Source organism: Streptomyces sp. NPDC044061, from assembly GCF_056434305.1.
This window is the reverse complement of sequence record NZ_JBWKFL010000056.1, coordinates 8,187-26,883: the sequence shown is the minus strand read 5'-3', so window position 1 is coordinate 26,883 and position 18,697 is coordinate 8,187. Positions and strand designations below refer to the sequence as shown.

13 protein-coding genes and 2 pseudogenes are annotated in these 18,697 nt (G+C 68.3%); 7 read left to right on the top strand and 8 right to left on the bottom strand.

Going from position 1 to position 18,697, the window contains the following annotated elements; genetic code table 11:
- The first annotated feature begins 614 nt into the window (after nt 1-614).
- Complete coding sequence (locus tag AC07CM_RS44080) at nt 615-2,342, top strand: PucR family transcriptional regulator (RefSeq protein WP_478882195.1); 1,728 nt, start codon at nt 615-617, stop codon at nt 2,340-2,342.
- Between the two features lie 574 nt (nt 2,343-2,916).
- Here AC07CM_RS44080 and AC07CM_RS44075 read toward each other — a convergent pair.
- Together AC07CM_RS44075 and AC07CM_RS44070 are read right to left on the bottom strand one after the other, a co-directional pair.
- A complete protein-coding gene (locus tag AC07CM_RS44075; protein WP_478882194.1) occupies nt 2,917-3,066 on the bottom strand; it encodes a hypothetical protein in 150 nt (49 codons plus the stop codon).
- A gap of 109 nt (nt 3,067-3,175) precedes the next feature.
- The gene (locus AC07CM_RS44070; RefSeq protein ID WP_478882193.1) at nt 3,176-3,391 is read right to left on the bottom strand and encodes a hypothetical protein; all 216 of its coding nucleotides are present in this window, start codon (nt 3,389-3,391) and stop codon (nt 3,176-3,178) included.
- 390 nt (nt 3,392-3,781) lie between these two features.
- On the opposite strand from AC07CM_RS44070, the gene AC07CM_RS44065 reads away from it, so the two are divergent.
- Entirely contained in the window at nt 3,782-5,014 is a 1,233-nt protein-coding gene (locus AC07CM_RS44065; protein ID WP_478882206.1) for a PP2C family protein-serine/threonine phosphatase, read from the top strand.
- 73 nt (nt 5,015-5,087) lie between these two features.
- Here AC07CM_RS44065 and AC07CM_RS44060 read toward each other — a convergent pair whose 3' ends face one another.
- Nucleotides 5,088-6,257 carry an RNA-guided endonuclease InsQ/TnpB family protein gene (locus AC07CM_RS44060; RefSeq protein WP_478882192.1) on the bottom strand — a complete coding sequence of 390 codons (1,170 nt, stop codon included), beginning with the start codon at nt 6,255-6,257 and terminating at the stop codon, nt 5,088-5,090.
- Between the two features lie 11 nt (nt 6,258-6,268).
- Here AC07CM_RS44060 and tnpA point away from each other — a divergent pair, with 11 nt between their 5' ends.
- The 3 genes and pseudogenes from tnpA (at nt 6,269) to AC07CM_RS44045 (ending at nt 9,422) form a co-directional block, all read left to right on the top strand.
- The gene (gene tnpA, locus AC07CM_RS44055) at nt 6,269-6,697 is read left to right on the top strand and encodes an IS200/IS605 family transposase (protein ID WP_478882191.1); all 429 of its coding nucleotides are present in this window, start codon (nt 6,269-6,271) and stop codon (nt 6,695-6,697) included.
- 596 nt (nt 6,698-7,293) lie between these two features.
- Nucleotides 7,294-7,485: pseudogene (locus tag AC07CM_RS44050) on the top strand (IS630 family transposase); the annotation flags it as partial.
- Nucleotides 7,486-7,625: 140 nt separating this feature from the next.
- Nucleotides 7,626-9,422: a serine/threonine protein kinase gene (locus AC07CM_RS44045; RefSeq protein WP_478882190.1), complete on the top strand. Its 1,797-nt coding sequence runs from the start codon at nt 7,626-7,628 to the stop codon at nt 9,420-9,422.
- A gap of 384 nt (nt 9,423-9,806) precedes the next feature.
- On the opposite strand, the gene AC07CM_RS44040 is transcribed toward AC07CM_RS44045, so the two are convergent.
- On the bottom strand, nt 9,807-11,537 hold the full coding sequence (locus tag AC07CM_RS44040) for a PucR family transcriptional regulator (RefSeq protein ID WP_478882189.1): 1,731 nt from the start codon (nt 11,535-11,537) through the stop codon (nt 9,807-9,809).
- A 679-nt stretch (nt 11,538-12,216) separates the two neighbouring features.
- Between AC07CM_RS44040 and AC07CM_RS44035 the strand changes: the two genes are divergently transcribed.
- Nucleotides 12,217-12,708 carry a polysaccharide deacetylase family protein gene (locus AC07CM_RS44035; RefSeq protein ID WP_478882188.1) on the top strand — a complete coding sequence of 164 codons (492 nt, stop codon included), beginning with the start codon at nt 12,217-12,219 and terminating at the stop codon, nt 12,706-12,708.
- A gap of 692 nt (nt 12,709-13,400) precedes the next feature.
- Here AC07CM_RS44035 and AC07CM_RS44030 read toward each other — a convergent pair.
- The 4 genes and pseudogenes from AC07CM_RS44030 to AC07CM_RS44015 all read right to left on the bottom strand — a co-directional run bounded on the left by AC07CM_RS44030 (nt 13,401) and on the right by AC07CM_RS44015 (nt 16,048).
- Complete coding sequence (locus AC07CM_RS44030) at nt 13,401-13,925, bottom strand: hypothetical protein (RefSeq protein WP_478882187.1); 525 nt, start codon at nt 13,923-13,925, stop codon at nt 13,401-13,403.
- Between the two features lie 233 nt (nt 13,926-14,158).
- Nucleotides 14,159-14,292: pseudogene (locus AC07CM_RS44025) on the bottom strand (WhiB family transcriptional regulator); the annotation flags it as partial.
- Between the two features lie 743 nt (nt 14,293-15,035).
- On the bottom strand, nt 15,036-15,242 hold the full coding sequence (locus tag AC07CM_RS44020; protein WP_478882186.1) for a cold-shock protein: 207 nt from the start codon (nt 15,240-15,242) through the stop codon (nt 15,036-15,038).
- 491 nt (nt 15,243-15,733) lie between these two features.
- Nucleotides 15,734-16,048 (bottom strand): hypothetical protein, encoded by a 315-nt coding sequence (locus AC07CM_RS44015; RefSeq protein ID WP_478882185.1) that lies wholly within the window; start codon nt 16,046-16,048, stop codon nt 15,734-15,736.
- Nucleotides 16,049-18,076: 2,028 nt separating this feature from the next.
- Here AC07CM_RS44015 and AC07CM_RS44010 point away from each other — a divergent pair.
- A complete protein-coding gene (locus AC07CM_RS44010; protein ID WP_478882184.1) occupies nt 18,077-18,373 on the top strand; it encodes a hypothetical protein in 297 nt (98 codons plus the stop codon).
- Nucleotides 18,374-18,697: the final 324 nt, after the last annotated feature.

The following is an 18,697-nucleotide window of genomic DNA, read 5'->3' as shown; positions in this document are numbered from 1 at the left end:
ACCCCGGCCACCGGAGCGGTCAGGACGAGTCGGGGCGGGCGCTGCCGATGGCGGGGTTCTTCCAGGCGTCTCTTACCGGGAGCGCGACCTCGGTGGCAGCCGAAGCCAAGTCAGCACTCGTCTCGCATCCGGCGGTGACCCCCGGAACTGCCCAGACCCGCTCCGGCAAGATCATGCGGCGGCTGCTACGCCGACATCGCGGACAACCGAGAAGTCGGCGACGTCACCACACCCGCCGGCTCCGCCGTCATGGCACTGATCAACGCTCGGCTCACCGGCGAGTAGCAGGCAGGCGCGCGCCCGAACGCCCACAGAGAAGGCGCACGGTCGTGCCCCGTCTGGTTCTCGTGGGTCCCCCCGGGTGCGGGCAAAGGAGCGCAAGCTACGATTCTAAGCGCCAAGCTGGACATCCCATATCGCGCCACCACGACGTCGTCCGGCACCCGCCAGCGACGTTGTGCCGGGCAAATAAAAAATTCAAAACGGCAATGACCCGGCAGGTTCGGGCAGCTTCGTCGCCGTTCTCGTCGATCGACTGGATGAGCGGACATCATTCCACATCACTCGTTCGACGAGCGCATGAATCGTTGTGAAATCAGTGAAGGGCTGTCCCTATGAACGTATCGGACAGCGCGGCTCAGCGCAGTCTGCTCATCGGCAACCAGCGGGGGAGCGCTCAGCTCATCGAGTCCGACGCTGACGAGCCGGCGTCGGATTCGGGGCTTGTGGTGGAGGCTGCACTGCGTCTGCCGCCTCTGAATCATGGGCGCGTCGTGGCCGGCCGGGACGGGATCCGCACGCGTCACGTCCGCTGGGTCTCCGTCATGGAGGGACCGGTCGAAGACTTCGTCGCACCGGGCGAGTTCGTGCTGTCCATCGGAGCCGGCCACGACGAAGCCGGCTTTACTGAATTCGCCAGCGAGATCGCAGACGCCCAAGCTGCCGCCTTGTGTGTCGGTGTGGGCAAGGGCGCTCCGTTCGAGACAGTGCCGACCGGGGTCCTCGAGCTCGGTAACCGACTCGGCTTTCCGGTCATCGAGCTGCCCTGGGAGATCCGCTTCGCGGACGTCCTGCACACACTCGCGGACCGATTGCTGGCCGAACGCTATGCCGCGTCTGCGGCGAGCGACCAGCTGCCTGCCGGCCTCACCAGCGCCCTGCTACGCAGGGACGGCCTCGCGGCGGTGACCGAAGCCGCAGAGACGATGATCGGCCGCCCCCTTGTCATACTCGACGCCGGACTAGGGCCGCTGGCCCTCGGTCCCCGCGCGCAAGCCCTGCTCAGCCCCGGTGAACTGGCCGCACGTGTCGCCGACATGCCCGCGCAGACACAGCAGCAGCTCCGCGCGCGATTCGAGGCGGATGAGGTAGCGGCACTCCCCGGGATCGAACCACTTGGCCTACCGGCTGTGCTGGCGGCGACGGCGCGGGCTCATGACCGCGCACTGGGTTACGTACTCGCCCTCGGGGAGGGGCGCCAAGCCAATGACCTTGCCGTCGAACGGCGCGCACTCCAGCACGCAGGCGCCGCCGTCGCCATTGAGCTGCTGCGCCGCCAGGCCGTCGCCGAAGCAGAAGCACGCGTCCATGGCGACTTCCTCTGGGAACTGGCCGAGGGCGAGCTCACCAGTCAGGAGATCGCAGGCAAGGCCACCCTGCTCGGCTACTCACTCAACCAGCGCTACCGGATCATCCTCGGACAGAGCAAGCACCCCGAGCACACCGCGCTGCTGGACAACGTCGTCGACCAAGCACGGCTCCGGGGAGGCGTCGAAGGCCTTCATGCCACACGCCGAGGACAGGAAGTCATGATCCTCGTTCCGGACGACGCTCCGCCCATGCTGGCCCCCGGCAACCTGATCCAGCGCCTGGCCGCGGACCTACCCGAACAGGCGCTCACCTGGGGCATCACCGATCACCTCGTGAGCGTGCGCACCTTGCCAGACGGACTGTCGCGCGCCCGGCGCACGGCCGAGATCGGACGCGCCATCCATGGCCCCGGCGCCGTCAGCGATGCTCGCCTGCTGGAGCCGTTCTTCATCCTGGCGAACCTGGCACGCGACCCTGAGGCATCCCGCATCACGACCGCGGCACTCGAGCCGCTGGTGCGCTACGACACACACTGCGAAAGCCACCTCGTGCGCACCTTGGAGATTTACATAGAAGAGCTCGGCAACACCAGTTCGGCAGCCCGCCGATTGTTCCTCAACCGGCACTCATTGATCTATCGGCTCCGCAAGATCGAAGAACTGACCGGCCGCAACCTCGACCGCGCCGAAGACCGACTGATCCTCGACCTCAGCCTCCGGCTGCGGCGCCTGGCCGGCGATTCCCCACCATGAACAAAACGAAAGCCCTCCACCCCCTCATCGGCCATCGCGGACAAGATCTGCGCCCCCCACGAACGCCACTCCAACAGAACATCCGTCCGCTGCCGCGACCTGGCCGACCTGCTCCTGATCAGCCAGCAAGAAGATGTCAGCGGACAGGCTGCGTCGCCTGTCCGGACCCGCGCCGGCTGAGGAATTGGGCCGAAGAACTGGCCCTGATGGTCCCCTCCCCCAGCGAGCTCGACACCCTCGCCGGCCGGTCGTGGGCCCCGTTCCCGGTGTATGTCTTCAACCCGCACACCGGCGAGATGGACCAGGAGCGCGTGCTGCCAACAGCTGGCAGCCCATAGACCGACGACAGCTTCACTGCACGGCGCCGCTGCACGAGCAGCACCCATGCGCCACCCTGGGAGCCTGGCCCTGGAGTGTCAACGCCCTCCGCCGGACCGGACACCCCGGCCACCCCCAGCCGATCACTGCGCAGCACCACCCACTGCCCCCCTCGCCACACCGTGCAGCAGACACAGCAGCACCCCGGACCACTGGTGGCGGGGCGCTGCACCGGTGCTCGGAAGGCTCCTACGCATCAACGTACGCGGCGATCGTGATGCTTCATGCGCAGCGCAGTCACGTAGTAGATCACCTGGACCCTGTCGACGTCGTCCACGTAGTCGCGCAGCAGGGTGTCCGGCACCGGGGTGCCCAGCTCAGGGTTGACGCTGATCGCGACGATCACGCGGTCCAGGCGGTGCGTCTCCCGCTGTCAGCTTCGTCAGCCGGTTCAGTGCGGGCTCCACAAGGACGATGCGGGAGCGCCGCGGCGCGTGCTCAGGCGACACACGGGGCTACTCGCCGGCAAGGCGCTCCAGGTGGGCGTCGCGGGCTTCCTCCCACAGCACACCGGACTCCGCAGCCGGGTAGCCGTGCTCCGCGATGTCCTCCAGCACCGAGGCGAGGACATCGACCTTCGCGCGCTGTTCGGCCGCGTACGCGCGCACCGACGCGGCGGCGTGCTCGTCGAGGGGCTGACGGTCGGGCACGGGGGCCAGCTGCTCGCTCATCCGGGACTCCTGGACTGTCATCTGGCGTGTGCTCTCACGGTATCGCCAGAGTCAGACCTGGGACCCCGGAGTGAGCCAAGCAGGCATGTACTCAGTGCGCCAGCAAGTTCCTACGTGCGGCTTCGCTGCCTCTACGGCCGCGTTGGAGTCTGCGCCGTAGAAGTACTCGCCGTCACGGAAAGTCCCGTCGAGCACCCCAACGGCATTCCACGCCTTCCCCGTCCAGGGGCGCGCCTGCGCGTTCCAGCGTGAGCCTCGCCGAGGCTACCGGCCGCCTTGGCCCGACATGCCGTGCATTGGCTCAATCAGCCGCTCAGGCGTGCATCACAGGTCACCTTGTGCAGAGCAGTGGCCGACCTGGACGGCAGGAAGAAGGTGGCGAACCGAGCCATGGGCGAGGAGAGGGTGGACCGGTCGGAGGGTTTTGGCGAGCGGTTGCTCGGCCTGCTGCTGGACAGGGCGCAGCAGATGCCGCCGCAGCTGGTCGCCCCGCTGGTCGCGGATGAGGTGGCCAGGATCGGCGGCCGTGACGTCTCCATCCTCCTCCAGGACTACGCCCAGGAGCTCCTGGTGCCGCTGCCGGGCAAGAAGCTGCACGCCAGCCAGCCCCAGCCGGTGGCCGGCTCCCCCGCCGGCCGGGCCTTCCTGAGTGCCAACGTCGTCGAAGTGCCACAGCCCCACGACGGCATCCGGATGTATCTGCCCCTGCTGGACGGCAGCGACCAGGTGGGCGTGATGGCCCTGACCCTGGACGCCGTCGGCGACGATGACCGGCGCCTGCTGCGCCGCCTCGCCCGCCTGGTCGCCGACATGCTGGTCACCAAGAACGCATACACCGACCAATTCTTCCTGGCCCGGCGCCGGGAGCCGATGAGCGTGTCCGCGGAGATCCAGTGGAGCCTTCTGCCGCCACTGACCATGTCCGTGCCGCAGGTCAAGGTGGCCGGCATCCTGGAGCCCGCCTACCGCGTCGCCGGCGACAGCTTCGACTACGCGCTCAACGACAACATCCTTCACATGGCCGTGATCGACGCAATGGGCCACGACCTGGACGCCGCCGCGATGGCGACCATCGCCATCGGCGCCTACCGCCATGCCCGGCGCGTGTTCATCAGCCTGGCCGAGAAGTACGCCTTCATGGACGACGCCATCTCCCGCCAGTTCGGGCCCGACCACTTCGTCACGGCACAGCTGATGCACCTGAACATCGCGACCGGCGAGCTGGAACTGGTCAACGCAGGCCACCCCGCCCCGCTGCTGATCCGCAAGGGCAAGGTCGTACGGCAGCTGGAGAGCGCGACAACGCTACCCGTCGGCTTCGGAGGTGACCTGCCCCGGCCCAGGGAACACACACTCCAGCAAGGCGACCGCGTGCTGTGCTACACCGACGGCATCATCGAAGAACGCGTCGAGGGCGGGGAACCGTTCGGCGAGGAACGCCTCATCAGCTGCGTCAACCGCCTGGGCGAAGAGCCGTCCGAGGGGGTCCGGGCGGACCTGCGCCGGCTCTCCCACACACTGAAGACGGAACGAGGCGGGCGCACCAGCGACGACGCCACCCTCTTCATCGTCGAATGGAACGGCGGCGCCACCGACCACCTCGCAGTCCTTGAGTCAACTTGACCCGGTCCTGAATGATCGGGTTTGGAGGTAGTGCCCAACTGGCTGTTGGGTGGGCTCCTCCGTCCAGACACCCCTAGGGGGTGGCAGGGACGCGTGACTCACGCCCCGCGGTCCACGCGTCCTGGCCCCTGCGGGACAGGACGCGGGAAGCGTTGTGGTCGGCGTGCGCAACGACGCCGCACGACTGGCATACGAACTTGGCTTGGGAGACGCGGTTGAGCCGGTCGACATGTCCGCACTGTGCGCACTCCCGTGAGGAGTAGGCGGGATTGACGAACACGAGCGGGACACCGGCCCTGCGCGCCTTGTAGACGATGAAATCTCCGAGCTGGGCGAACGCCCAGGAGTGGAGGGCGACCCGTTGGGGCTTGCGGAGCCGTACCCTCTGCCGGATTCCCTTGAGTTCTTCCAGGGAGATCCCGACGGAGGTGCGTTCAGCCTCGGTCACGATCGTCTTGGCGATGATGTGGTTGGTGTTCTTCACGTGCCGCTGCTCGCGGCGCGAGCGTTCCTTGAGGCGCCGTTTGGCGGACTTGGTGCGTTTCTTCTGGAGCTTGGCCCGCAGGGCAAGCTGTCGCTTGCGGTATCGGTTCAGTCCGCGTCCGGCGGCCTGGTAGCCGGTGGACGTGGTGGCGATGTTGACGATGCCGAGATCCACTCCGAGGAACCCATCGGGCTCGTACTGCTCGGCCTCGGGCACCTCGCACGTGGCGATCAGATAGAACACGCCGTCGCGTTCGATCAGGTCGGATTCACCCTTGCGGTACTGCTGGAGCACCTTCAACGCATCGATGGAGCAGGCGAAACCCACGTTCTTGATTCGGCCCGCGACCGTCCATATGGACACCGTCTGCGTGTCGTACTGCCAGCTCAGACACCGGTCGTCGTACGGCTGCGCGGCCTGTGGCCGGAAGACGATCGGCGTGGACTCGACTTTCCTGCGTCGCTTCGATCCGGGCTTGCCAAGGTTTCCGGCACGAATGTTGGCGTGCAGCGTGGTGTACGCGTCCCTGACCTTCTTGATCACATGCTGTGCGGCCTGCGCCCCGAGCCCTTCGGCCTTGAGGTGCGCGTACGTGAGCTTACGCAGCTCGTACTCACGCGGCACATCGTTGACAAAGGCCACGTCAGAGACCCAGTTGGCCAGATCGTTGACCGTGCGCAGAGTCGAGAGCAGTGCCGACGCCTGGGCAGCATCCGGCATCAGCTCGACCCGCGCCACAATCCTCACGCCCAAGATCATAACATTGATCTATGTCACCACGCTGGGAATCAAACCCCAACATTCGCAGGGGCCGCACGGTCATCCACACCCTCCACGCCCACTTGGTCTTCACACCCAAGTACCGGCGGGGACCCTTCACCGACGAGATCCTTCTACGCTGCGAAGAAATCATGCGCGCCGTCTGCACCGACTTCGAAACCGAACTGGTCGAATTCAACGGCGAACGCGATCACGTCCACCTGCTCGTGCACTACCCGCCCAAAGTCGCCGTGTCCCGACTCGTCGGCTCACTCAAGGGCGTATCGGCCCGAAGGCTCCGCCATGAGTTTCCCGACCACATCCGCAACTACCTGTGGGGTGACCACTTCTGGTCCCCGTCCTACCTCGCCGCGACCTGCGGCGGCGCCCCCTTGACGATCATCAAGGAGTACATCGAGAACCAGGTGCGCCCCGACTGAGGTCAACAGTGCAGACCCGTGCCCCGGTGCGGGTCACCCCTACCTTGAGAAGCGCTTCCTCCCGGCCGCAAACCGCCGGGGTTCCACGCTAGATCATGCTGAACACCTCCCACGTCCGGCGAGCCCCAACTCCACTGCCCCTCCCTCCCCGAACCCGCCCCGAGAGGACGGATCAGCGCAGCAGTTGGCGTTCCGCACGGTGCAGGACCAGGGTGCGTGCGAGGAGGGTGAGGGCATAGGCGCCGAGGACGGGTGCGGCAGTGAGCGCAAAGGCTGTCACGGGGCCTGTGAAGCGAGAGACGAGCAGGGCCGCTGCCAGCAGCAGTCCGATGATGATCGCTAGCGCCTGCTCCTCGTAGTCCTGGTCCTGCGTTCTGGCGCCTTTCGGTGCTGGTCAAGGCGGGCCAGGCGAGCCGGGGATGGGCGGCGGCCGGTCTTCACGGTGCGGGGCCGGGCGTGCCCGGCCCGGCCCCGTGGGCACCACTGGCCGGCATGAGGGTCAGTGCCGGTAGCCGGTGGCGAGGTGGTTGCCACTCACCCACCCCTGGCGGCCCGTGTGGGTGCCGGACAGGACCTCGCCATAGGCCCACGACACGGCGTTCGGAGTCAAGCTGCACCAGGTGGGCTCCTTCAAGCTGTCCGACGACCCGCGGTGCATCGACACGGTTCGCGACATAGTCGGCCTCTGCCTCGACCCGTCCAAGAGGGCGCTGGTCCTGTGCGTCGACGAGAAGTCGCAGATGCAGGCGCTGGACCGCTCGGCGCGGTTGCTGCCGACGACGCCGGGCAGATCCTCGCCCTGCTGAGGGCGAGCAGAACCGTGGTCGCCGCCCGCGCGTCCTCGCCTTCACCGGTCATCAACGACCTCTATTCTCAACGGCGTTACGCCGATCGACCGGGCGGCAAGAGGCGGGGGAGTCTTACCAGTATGAGCGGTACGAACGGGGATGGGCGCGGCGAGCGGGAGACCCGGCGGGACGACCGCTTCGGCGGGGGCATCGAACCGCTCGCCGCGTTGGACCCGGCGCGGATCGGACCGTACCTGCTGCTCGGGCGGCTCGGCGCCGGGGGCATGGGGAGGGTGTTCCTCGCCCGGTCCGACGGCGGGCGCACCGTCGCCGTGAAGGTGGTGCACGAGGAGCATGTGTCGGACGCGCGGTTCCGGGCGCGGTTTAGGCGGGAGATCGAGGCCGCGAGCCGGGTCGCCGAGCGGTACACGGCACCCGTGCTCGGCGCCGGGCCCGACGAGGAGCCACCGTGGGTCGCCACCCGGTATGTGCCCGGTCTCTCGCTGGAGCAGGTCGTGCGGGGGTACGGCCCGTTGCCCGCCGAGTCCCTGCACACTCTCGCCGAGGGGTTGCTGCGCGCCCTGGAGGACATCCATGACGCGGGGATCGTGCACCGCGACCTGAAGCCGTCGAACGTCATGCTGACCGTGGACGGGGTCAAGGTCATCGACTTCGGAATCGCGCGGGCTCTGGAGACCTCCGTCGAGTCGCTTTTGACCAGTACGGGGATGGTCATCGGCTCGCCCGGCTTCATGTCGCCGGAGCAGGTCCAAGGGCACAGCGCCGGGCCCAAGAGCGATGTGTTCACCCTCGGGTGTGTGCTCACGTACGCGGCGACGGGGCGGCTGCCTTTCGGGCAGGGGGCCAGTAACCAGCACGCGGTCATGTACCAGATCGTGCAGGACGAGCCGGATCTGAAGGGTGTCGAGGACCTGGCTCTGCGGGCGCTCATCACGCGGTGTCTGACCAAGGATGCCGGGCAACGGCCCGATGTGGAGGCGCTGTTGGCCGACCCCAGGCGGGTCCGGCCGTCGACTGCCGGCACGGCGTGGCTGCCCGCCGACGTCCTGGCGCGCATCGCTCAGCAGGCCACCGAGCTGCTCGACGCCGAGGTGCGGCCGCTGCGCGAGAAGTCCGTGGACCGGGCGACCGCCAACCTGCGCCCGCGGCCCGAGCCGCCCGTGGTCGTCACGCCGGGCAGCGGCGGCACCGAGCCGAAAGAGCGTGAACGCCGCCCGCGCCGCCGCATCTTCATCGCCCTGCCCGTGGTCGTCGTCCTCGCCGTCGGTGGGACCACGATGGTCGTGCTCCAGCCCTGGAGCAGCGATCGGGGCAAAGCCCACGCCCAGTCGCCGGGCAGCAGCGTGAGTCCCACGCGGGATGGCAGTAGCTCGCCTGTGACGCCCAGCGGTTCACCCTCCAAGACGTCCGGCGGGAAGGACAAGAAGGAAAAGGGTGACGGTGAGGACGCCACGAACGGCGACCAGGCGCAGGCAGGCAGCGGGAGTGCAGGGGCGGCCGGAGGGGACACCTCCCACCGCGGCTCGTCCGACGACTCCTCGGGCATGACCGCAGGGAGCTCGTCCGGCTCCGGCGAGTCGTCCTCGGGTTCTTCCGGTTCCTCCACCGGCTCTCCGCCGCCCGATCTGAAGAGCTACAACCTCGCGTACACGAACTCCTGCGTCGGCGCGTGCGACATGCCGATCAAGGCGAGCTGGACGGCGGTCTCCCGCGCGACCCGCTACGACATCCACTACACCAACAAGGGCAGCAACTTCACCAAGAAGAACATCGACACCGTCTACTCCACCAGCAACACCAGCTACACCATCAACGGCCCGTACTCGGGAGACCAGATCTGCATCACCGTGCGCGCGGCCAACACGTACGGTGCCTCCGCCTGGTCGCAGACCTGGTGCGACACAGTGCCCTACTAGCGTCCTGCGCCGCGAATCCGACCGCGAACTGATCGACGGCGCCCACCTGGTCCCGGACGTCGGCAGCCAACGGTCAACCCTTCGCATCTGGGGCGGCGGCGCGGATGGCCCGGTCACGTGCGGTTCCACTACGCGCCAACCGCCCTCCAGCCTCTCCACGACTTTCGGGTCTACCCCGTGCAGCGTGTGACTGGCAGGCGGCGCAGGGCCGGTTGACCCAGCAGATGACGGACATCTGGCCGACCGATATGCGCACGTCCTCGCCCTCCGGGCGTCCCACGGCGGGAAACCCCGAAGCGAACCCGTTCATCTAGCGAAACGTCCGCTGCAGCAGCGGCCTCGTACGTGCGAAGGCGCAAGTACGACCAGCTCGTTGTGCTCTGCTCATGGTCGGGAATCTCCGGTGAGGCGTCGCAGCCGAAGGCTGAGGTCGAGGATCAGTCGGTCTTCGGCGCGGTCGAGGTTGCGGCCGGTCAGTTCTTCGATCTTGCGGAGCCGATACATCAACGAGTGCCGGTTGAGGAACAATCGACGGGCTGCCGAGCTGGTATTGCCGAGCTCCTCTATGTAAATCTCCAACGTGCGCAGGAGATGGCTGGAGCAGTTGGCGTCGTAGCGCACCAGCGGGTCGAGTGCCGCGGTCGCGATGCGTGATGCCTCAGGGTCGCGTGCCAGGCTCGCCAAGATGAAGAACGGCTCCAGCAGGCGAGCATCGCTGACAGCGCCGGGACCGTGGAGTGCGCGTCCGATCTCGGCCGTACGCCGGGCCTGCGACAGCCCGTCTGCCAGAGTGCGCACGGTCACAGCGTGATCGGAGATGCCCCAGGTGAGCACCGGTTCGGGCAGGTCCGCGGCCAGGCGCTGGATCAGGTTGACCGGGCTCAGCAGGGGCGGAACATCGTCCGGAACGAGGATCATGACTTCCTGTCCTCGACGCGTGACATGGAGGCCCTCGCCGCCTCTGCGCCGTCGTACTTGATCGACGACGTTGTCCAGCACACCGGCGTGCTCAGGATGCTCGCTCTGCCCGAGGATGAGCCGGTAGCGGTGGTTGAGTGAGTAGCCCAGCAGGGTGGCCTTGGCCGCGATCTCCAGGGCGGTGAGCTGGCCGCTGCCCGCTTCCCAGAGGAAGTCGCCATGTACACGCGCTTCTGCTTCCGCGACGGCCTGGCGGCGCAGCAGCTCAATAGCAACCACGGCAGCCGCATGCTGAAGTGCGCGCCGTTCGACGGTAAGGGCGCTGGCGTGACGTCCCTCCCCAAGGGCGAGTACGTAACCCAGTGACCGATCATGAGCTCGCGCCGTCGCCACCAGCACAGCCGGCAAACCAAGGGGTTCGACCCGGGAGAGTGTCGCTACCCCCTCCGCCTCGAAGCGCACGCGGAGCTGCCGCTGCGTCTGCGCCGGCATCTCGGCGACACGTGCAGCCAGCTCACCAGGACTGAGCAGGGCTTGCGCGCGGGGACCAAGGGACACCGGCCCAAGTCCGGCATCGAGTATGACGACCGGCCGGCCGATCATCGTCTCGGCGGCTTCGGTCACCGCCGCGAGACCGTCCGTGCGCAGCAGGGCGCCGATGAGACCGGCAGGCAGCTGGTCACTCGCCGAAGCCGCAGCGTAACGTTCCGCCAGCAGTCGGTCCGCCAGCACACGCAGAACATCCGCGATCCGGATCTCCCAGGGCAGCTCGATGATCGGAAACCCGCGCCGGTCACCGAGCTCGAGGACCCCGGTCGGTACCGTCTCGAACGGAGCACCCTTGCCCACACCGACACACAGAGCGGCCGCTTCGGCATCTGCGATCTCACTGGCGAACTGATGAAGGCCGGCTTCGTCGTAGCCGGCTCCGATGGACAGCACGAACTCACCCGGTGCGACGAAGTCTTCAACCGGCCCCTCCATCACGGAGACCCAGCGGACCTGACGCGCACGGATCCCGTCCCGGCCGGCCACGACACGCCCATGATGGAGGGGCGGCAGACGCAGTGCGGCCTCCACCACAAGCCCCGAATCCGATGTCACTTGCTCGTCAGCGTCGGGCTCGATGAGCTGAGCGCTCCCCCGACAGTTGCCGATGAGCAAACTGCGCTGAGCCGCGCCGTCCAATACTGTCATAGGGGCAGCCCTTCACTGATTTCCACAACGATGCGTGCGCTCGTCGAAACGAGGGATGCACACTGATTGCCGCTCATCCAGTCGAGCGACGAGAACGGCTTTGCCGAAATTTCCCGGACTTGCCGGGTCGTCGCCGTTTATTTTTGATCGCAGGGGACAGGGTCGCCGGCCTGCGCGAGGTCAGGCAGGCGGGTAAGTGAGTTGCAGGTGCATTCTCTTTCGGCTTGCCGAGCACCTCGCATGGTGGATCTCGCCCGCCGGCCACGCCGCCAACGAGGAGCGACCCCGCGCTCATCCTGCATGCCTCCCAGCAAAAGCGGAAGCGTGCTCATAATCACGATTGGGTACTCGCCTCGATCTTGAATGAGGATCCGTCGGCTTACTGGAGGGACCCTTTTCCGATCATTGAGAGTAAAGATTTTCACGTGTAGGCCGCCTGATGGCCCAGCCGTCGCGTCGGGCGAGCGCCTGGCTCCGCGCCTCCGAGTGCGTCAACGGGCAGACAATTACCCACCTCGAACGTCACGTAAGGGGCCAGGGGGGACACTGACGCCGCAACCGTCGAGGACCCGGGCACGGCAACCGCACGTCGAGATCACCAGGCCGCCAGAGGTTCCCGGGCGCCCGATAGCCAGTCCGTCGTCTGGTCAGGGCTGCCCAGGGCGGCAGCCGGTCATCCGTGGACTCCTGCCCCTCCCCGCGCGCCGCGGACGGCGACGAAGTCGCCGACCACACCTCACGCACGCACCCGAATCTGCCCCAACTCAGCAGCGGCGACCAGCAGCGCGAGATCTGCAGCAGACGCGCGGCGCTGATGAACCTGGGCTTCACCGTCACTGACTTCGCATACCCCTTCGGCGCCTTCGACGCCACGACCGAGCAGCTCGCCGCCGCTTGCCGCTACAACACAGGGCCCGGGGCGTCGGCGGCCTGGGCACCCTGGTTTCTGCGCCCGATACCCGAACGCCGAGAGCGTGCCCGCCACCGATCCCTACGACGTACGCACCTCCAACTCGGTGAAGACCACCACTACGTCGGCACAGCTGGAGGGCTACATCACTCAGGCCCAGCAGTACAGCGACGGCTGGGTACCCATCGTCTTCCACCACGTCTGCGACGTCTGCGACCCAACGCACGCGGTCAGCCCGTCCCTGCTTTCGGCCTTCCTTAACTGGCTCCACAGGCGCGGCTGGACGGGACTGGCGACCGCCGAGGTGACGGTCACAGCGGTGGTGCCGAGCCACTGCTCCCTACGGGGACGGCGAGACGGACAACGAGTACACCCGCAACATCCAAGTCGCCGGCCTCAACGCGCTCAACGCCGCGCGGTCATCCAGTGGAAGAAGCTCCGCGAGTCCTACCCCGAGCTGGAACGCGAACGGCACAGCGTCCCAGATCGACGGGAACACACTCAGCAACGAGGACGGCCGGTGAGCACCACCGCCCGGCACACGCCTTCGCCCACCGCTTCCCCGACCAACTCGAACCGGGCGTGCTCTACGTGGCCATCCCCTTCGCCACCGCCGCGCACCTGTGCTGCTGCGGCGGCGGCAACGAGGTCACCCCGCTCAGCCCGACGGACTGGAAGAGGAGCACTGGCAGCCCAGCCCTCGAGCATCGAGGCACGTGGCCGCTGGGACGTCATCGCACCGACGTCCCGGGCGACCACGTTGCGGGAAAATCACCCAAAACTTCAGCAACCAGAGCCTGCCCGTCCAGGGCCAGGAAGGCGCGAAACACGAAAACTGGCCATGGATGTGGTCACCCGCAGCATCACTGCCGCCGTACTGCACGCCCCGGGGGCACGAAGGCCGTTGGGATCGATCACCGGGCGGGGTCTGCGACCTGCGACCTCACTGGAGGTCAGCCGATGCCGGTGACCTGGAGCGCGGTGGTCCAGTTGTTTTTGATGGCGCTGCGGGCGGCGGAGAGAGTGATGGTGCCGTTGCAGACGGCGTTCTTCAGCTTGGTCTCGGTGCCGTCCTTGGTGTAGGCGGTCTTCGTACCGTAGTGCGGCTCGGGCCACAGGTTGCCGGGGTCGCGGGGAGCACCGCCGAGCTCCAGCGGCACGAGGTGGTCCTCCTCGTAGTCCGACATGTTGGTGTCGGAGTACCCGTAGTCAATGATGCCCTGCGCCTTGAGGGGGTTGGTGTAGGACGTGGGGGGCCGCACGGTGTCGGTCCAGCCGGACACGCAGATGGTGCTGTGGATGTTCGACTGGGTGACGTCGGGGTTGTACGAGCCGGGCGTGCAGGACGAGTCGGGCAGCGGCAGGTAGGACTGGGAACAGGTGGAGGCGTGGGCAGTACCGGTCGCAGCGATGACGAGGCCGGCGGCGGCCATGCCGAGGGCGGTGGTGGTGGCGGTGACGCGGCGCAAAGGTCGCATGTGAGGGTCTCCCGCTTTGGGCCCGGAGGCGAGTACCGGGCGGCTGACGGAATGACACCACCGCCCGGATCTATGCGGGTAGACACGGACGGTGAACTTCAGGTGACCTGCACCTTTTCCTTACCAGAGCATGGGCGAGCCTTGCCTAAATACCCAGTTTCACTTGGAAGTTGACCCGAAGAGCCCGGCTGCCTGAAGTCCTCTGCACGCCGGCTTCCGAGACGGAGACAGTACTGGTCGTCGGTGGGCGGTCCCCTAGCAGTCGGCCGCTCGTACGCCTGCCGCGCTTCCTGCAGGACCCTGTGCCAGGAGACGATGTCCGGACGCCGGCGCAGCAAAACCGGCGCTCGCGTTCGGTCATGCCCCCCGCCCGCCGGATCGGCCGGGTTCCCTACAGCGAGCAGAAGGCCGAGGCGGAGAAGCTATGAACGCCGTTACGACCCCGCGCCGGCGGCGGGCCCAGCCGGGAGACGGCAACAGCGGCGCCTCAACCGTTGACGCCGTTGATACCTCCCAGCATGCGGCCGGGTCGGGCTCGGGCAGTCCAGCAACCGTTGACGCGCCCCTGCCGAAAGCTCGGCCACAAAAGCAGCTGCCAGCACCAGGGGCGCGTCAGTGCAGGGTGAGAGGGGCCAACCGAGGCGGCTGCCGTACGACGACGCCCTCTACGTCGTCCAGCACATGCACGTGAAGGTGACTGCCGAGAACTTCATCCAGGGCGCCCGCGGGTCTGGTTGAGGATCCTCCGCGAGCAGCATCCCGAAAAATATCAGGCACTGCTGCTCGAACTCAGCCAGCAGGAGCAGCTGGTCTGACGCCCAGACACAAGAAGCGGTCCCCGCCGCCCGGATCGAGTCCGGATGGGGGGCCGTTTCGCGTTCAGGTGGGGCCAGGTCGATACCTGAGGGAAGGTCGCGCTCGGCGACGGCGTGTGTGAGGAGTCGGTTGCATCGCTCCAGGCTCCGTGGATTCGTGTCCTGGTGCACTGGAGTGGCTGGTGAGTGCCTTTTCCCCGGCCGCTGCGCCTGATGCCCTCCCAGGCGCCTGGCCGTTCACCCGTCGCGCTGCATCGCGCGGGGGGCCCGTCGTGGCTGATCTCGTCAAGCACTGTCAGCGGAGCGGCACCACGTTCTCGGCTTGGGGGCCCTTTTGCCCTTGGGTGACGTCGTACTCGACCGCCGCACCCACAGTCAGCTCCTTGAAGCCGGTCGTCTGGATGGCGGAGAAGTGGACGAACACGTCCGGACCGCCGTCGTCCTGCTGAATGAAGCCGTACCCCTTGTCCGCGTTGAACCACTTAACAGTGCCAGTTGCCATCAGTGCCGATCCTTCTCAACGTTCCACGCGGGCCGCATACGCAGCCGCCCCGATGATGCCGGTCCGTGTCCCGCATCACGTGCCAGGCGCGCCCAACCAGGCGGGAGACCAGGTTCAGGAACAGGCTTGACCGCCGCGTGCCGGCACACGTCCACGCAAGCCCCCGGGGCAAGCTGGAGAAGTGGAAGGCGTGGCGCCCCAAGGCGCGCCCCGGCCGCTCGGTGCCAGGGGCGCCGTAACCTTCCTGCGGGCGGCGGCGTTTGAGTACGTGACGCGTACGGACGTCACCCCCCGGGACACCGTGCGCAGACGAGGGGCCCGAACCGCGCCCGGCATCGGGCCCCTCCAGCCACCTCCGCACATCAACACAGGCCGCCGGAGGCCAGGACAGGGCCCACGGCGAGGTCACCCCGCCCTGCAGGATCTACGGCTTTGACGCCTTCGGCTCGTTTCCGGCAACAAGCCGGGTAGAAGGCGGCTTCCAGCGGGGGTCAGGCGAGGGCTTCGCGGAGATAGGCGGGCAGCATCCGACAGACCGCGGGATCCGCCGCCCAGCCCTGGGCGGTCAGTTCGTCCGCCGAGACGGTCACCGGGCCACCGCTGCCGGTGCGGACCACCGCCCTGAACGTGTCCCCACCCCGGCCCCGACCGCGGGCGAGATGGCCAGCCAGGACAGCACGGCCCACCTCGGCCGGGTCCGCATCGGTCGTCGCACGGCCGTAGCCCTTGCAGATCCACACACGGCTGAACGGCTCGTACAGCTGGACCTCCCACACCAGACAGCCGGCATCACTCTCACGGAACATGTCTGTGATCATGCCCCGAACCACCCACCACACCGCCCCTACCAGCCAGTACTGTCCGAAAGCAGTCCGCGGTTGCTTGTCAGCGGGCCCGGGTGTCGCCCGGCCGGGGCGCGCCCCGGCGGTGGCTGCTGCCGGCACGGCGCAGGACACCGTGGCCTCAGCTCCCTGGACACCGCCACCACGGGCAACGTTGCGCCGGTCATAGCGCTCACACCCCGCCGTAATCCCCTTTCACCGTCATCCGCACCACGCCAGAGGACCACCAAGGCATCAAGCCCGCCCCGGCCACGCCGACGCGCAGGGCCACAACTCCCAGGGCTCCGGTAACGACTCCCCCACCCGTCCCACCCCGCGGGAAACCGGCTCCTGCGCCCCACCGCGCATCAAAAGTGCCAGAGGTGTACGGCAACCAAAGCGCCACCAACCAACCGCCCGCCGCCACCCCTCACCACAGCCGCCGCACACCGGCAACCACCGCCACAGACGTCATCCGCACCCACCCACCAACCGCCAGGAACCGACCCCGCTGCACAACCCCCCTCCGCTCCCCTCCCCCAGCCTCTCGGGCCGTCCCGTGAGCGGGACCCGGCGCGGCGGCGCGGCTGCTACGGCCTGGGCCGCAAGGCGATTCACCCCGAGCGGGGAGCGGGGGGGCGGTTGAGGCTGGCGTGATGTGGTCTCGCGGCGGGCGGGCCCGGGACGTTCGGGAGATGGCGTGGCGGGATCGCGCGGGAGCAGGGGCCGGGGGAAGAGGGGCGCCGTGCTGGCGCGGCGGAGGGTGGGCGCTGGAGCGGGCTGCAGTGCGGATGGCCGGGGAGCGGCGGGCGGTCGAGGAGGCGGAGGCGGAGGCGGAGGCGGAGCGGTGACGGGAGGAGCGGTTCGATGAGTGAGTGTCGGACTTCGAACTGGCGTGCAAGGACGAAGAGTTGATCCCTGCTGCGGTAGAGGCGGAGGTGTGTGGGGTGCGTGAGCGGGGGCGGGTGCGGATCGAGGCGGTGCGGGTGGAGGCGTCGCAGGTGGTGCTGGCGATGGGTAAGGCCGGGGAGACGGTGGTCGGGTGCGCGCGCTGGTTGGGGGTTGGGGGCGGAGCGGGTCGAGGAGTTGCGGCGGCTTGGCCGGGACGCCGTGCCCGGCGTGGGTGCCGGGGGGCGTGGTCGGGGGGCTGGTGGAGGGGGCTGGTGGTTCCGGCTGGGCGGCAACCCGGGGGGGGCCGCCTGGGGCAGGAAGGGGGGCGAGGCGGCAGCGGCAGACGGTGGCAAGGGGGCAGTGCCGGGGGGCGGGTTCGGCCGCTGCGTCGGGTTGGCCGCTGCGTCGGGTTGGCCGCTGCCCCTGCGGCGCCCGGCTGGGCGCGGCCCATGGGCCGAGCGCATCCGGGCGGGCAGCAGCTCTGCGCCCACCGCGACCTCGAGGGGGTTCGCGCCGTGTTGGAGTGCCCCGTCACGGCCACCACGCTCGGCGAGGGGCCCGCACAGGAGGCGGGGCCGGGCGCGGCGTGGCTTGCCCGCGAAGTTGGGGCTGGACGAGCAGGGACACGCCCCGGCCGGAGCCGACTTCATCAGCCGGATGATGCCCGCCGGCGTGACCGTGCGCCACTACGACTCCCGCGAGGCCACCATCGACGTGTGGTGCGCAGGCCTGCTCGGGCTCACCGGCAAGGGCCGTGACGCTCCCACGGGCTCCTCGTTGACCCCGGCGGGCACTGCCGCTCCGGACGGGACCGTCTCCCCCTATCCCGGACGCGGCGCCCCAGGGCCCCTGCCCCGTCCAGCGCACCGCGGAGCAGGGGCCCTGCCAGATCGACGTGGCCAGCTATCGCCGGGCTTGAGTGTTCTCAAGGACCGAGCGAGCTGGGATGTGCCTGCTCGCTCGCCGCAGCCCCTACAGCCCGACTGCGGGGCCAGTCGGTGGCCACGGTCCGGTAGGGGCCGGTGTCCCTGGTCGTGGAGTGGGGCGAGTTCGCGTTCGTGGTCGACGGTGAGGGAGCCGCACTGGACGGCCCGGTGCCTTTCCCTGTCACACGATGCGGTTGTGGAACTTTCGAAGTGCCCCGGCGGAGCGCTGGGGCACTTCATCATGCTGCTCATGACCGAGGACGAGCAGGTCCGCAGTGAGCTGCTGACCAGACTCCGCATGGCCGGAGACTCCATCAGGCGTCTTGAGCAGGAAAAGCGGCAGGCCATGGCGGAGATGAATCAGGCTGCTCTTGATGCAGCGGTCGCCGGGGTCGAGCCCGGCAGGATCGGACTGGAGTACGCGCGCACAGCCGGCGCGGCCCTGCCCCCGCCCCGGGGCGGAAGTTCCGAGCCCGACGAGGTGACCGGCTAGCAGGCGCTGGCGGAGCTGTACGCGAAACTACCCGAGGCCGAGCGCGCGAAGTCGGACAACTCACTCGCCCCGATCCTGGGGCCGCTGGCCGGACTGAGCGAAGGCACGGCCCGCACCTACCTGGGCACGATTCGATCCGGACTCTGACCTCCCGATTCCCCGCTCCGGAGCCGAACGGCCGGCGTGAGCGTCGACTCATGGCAAGGACGAACATGGCGGTGGGGGGGGGGAACCGCGGCCGGCCACCCGCCAGACGGAGGCCCGCGAAGGCGTGGGGGGGTCCTCTCCGTGGGGGGAACCACCGGAAGACCTCCCCCCCCAGAG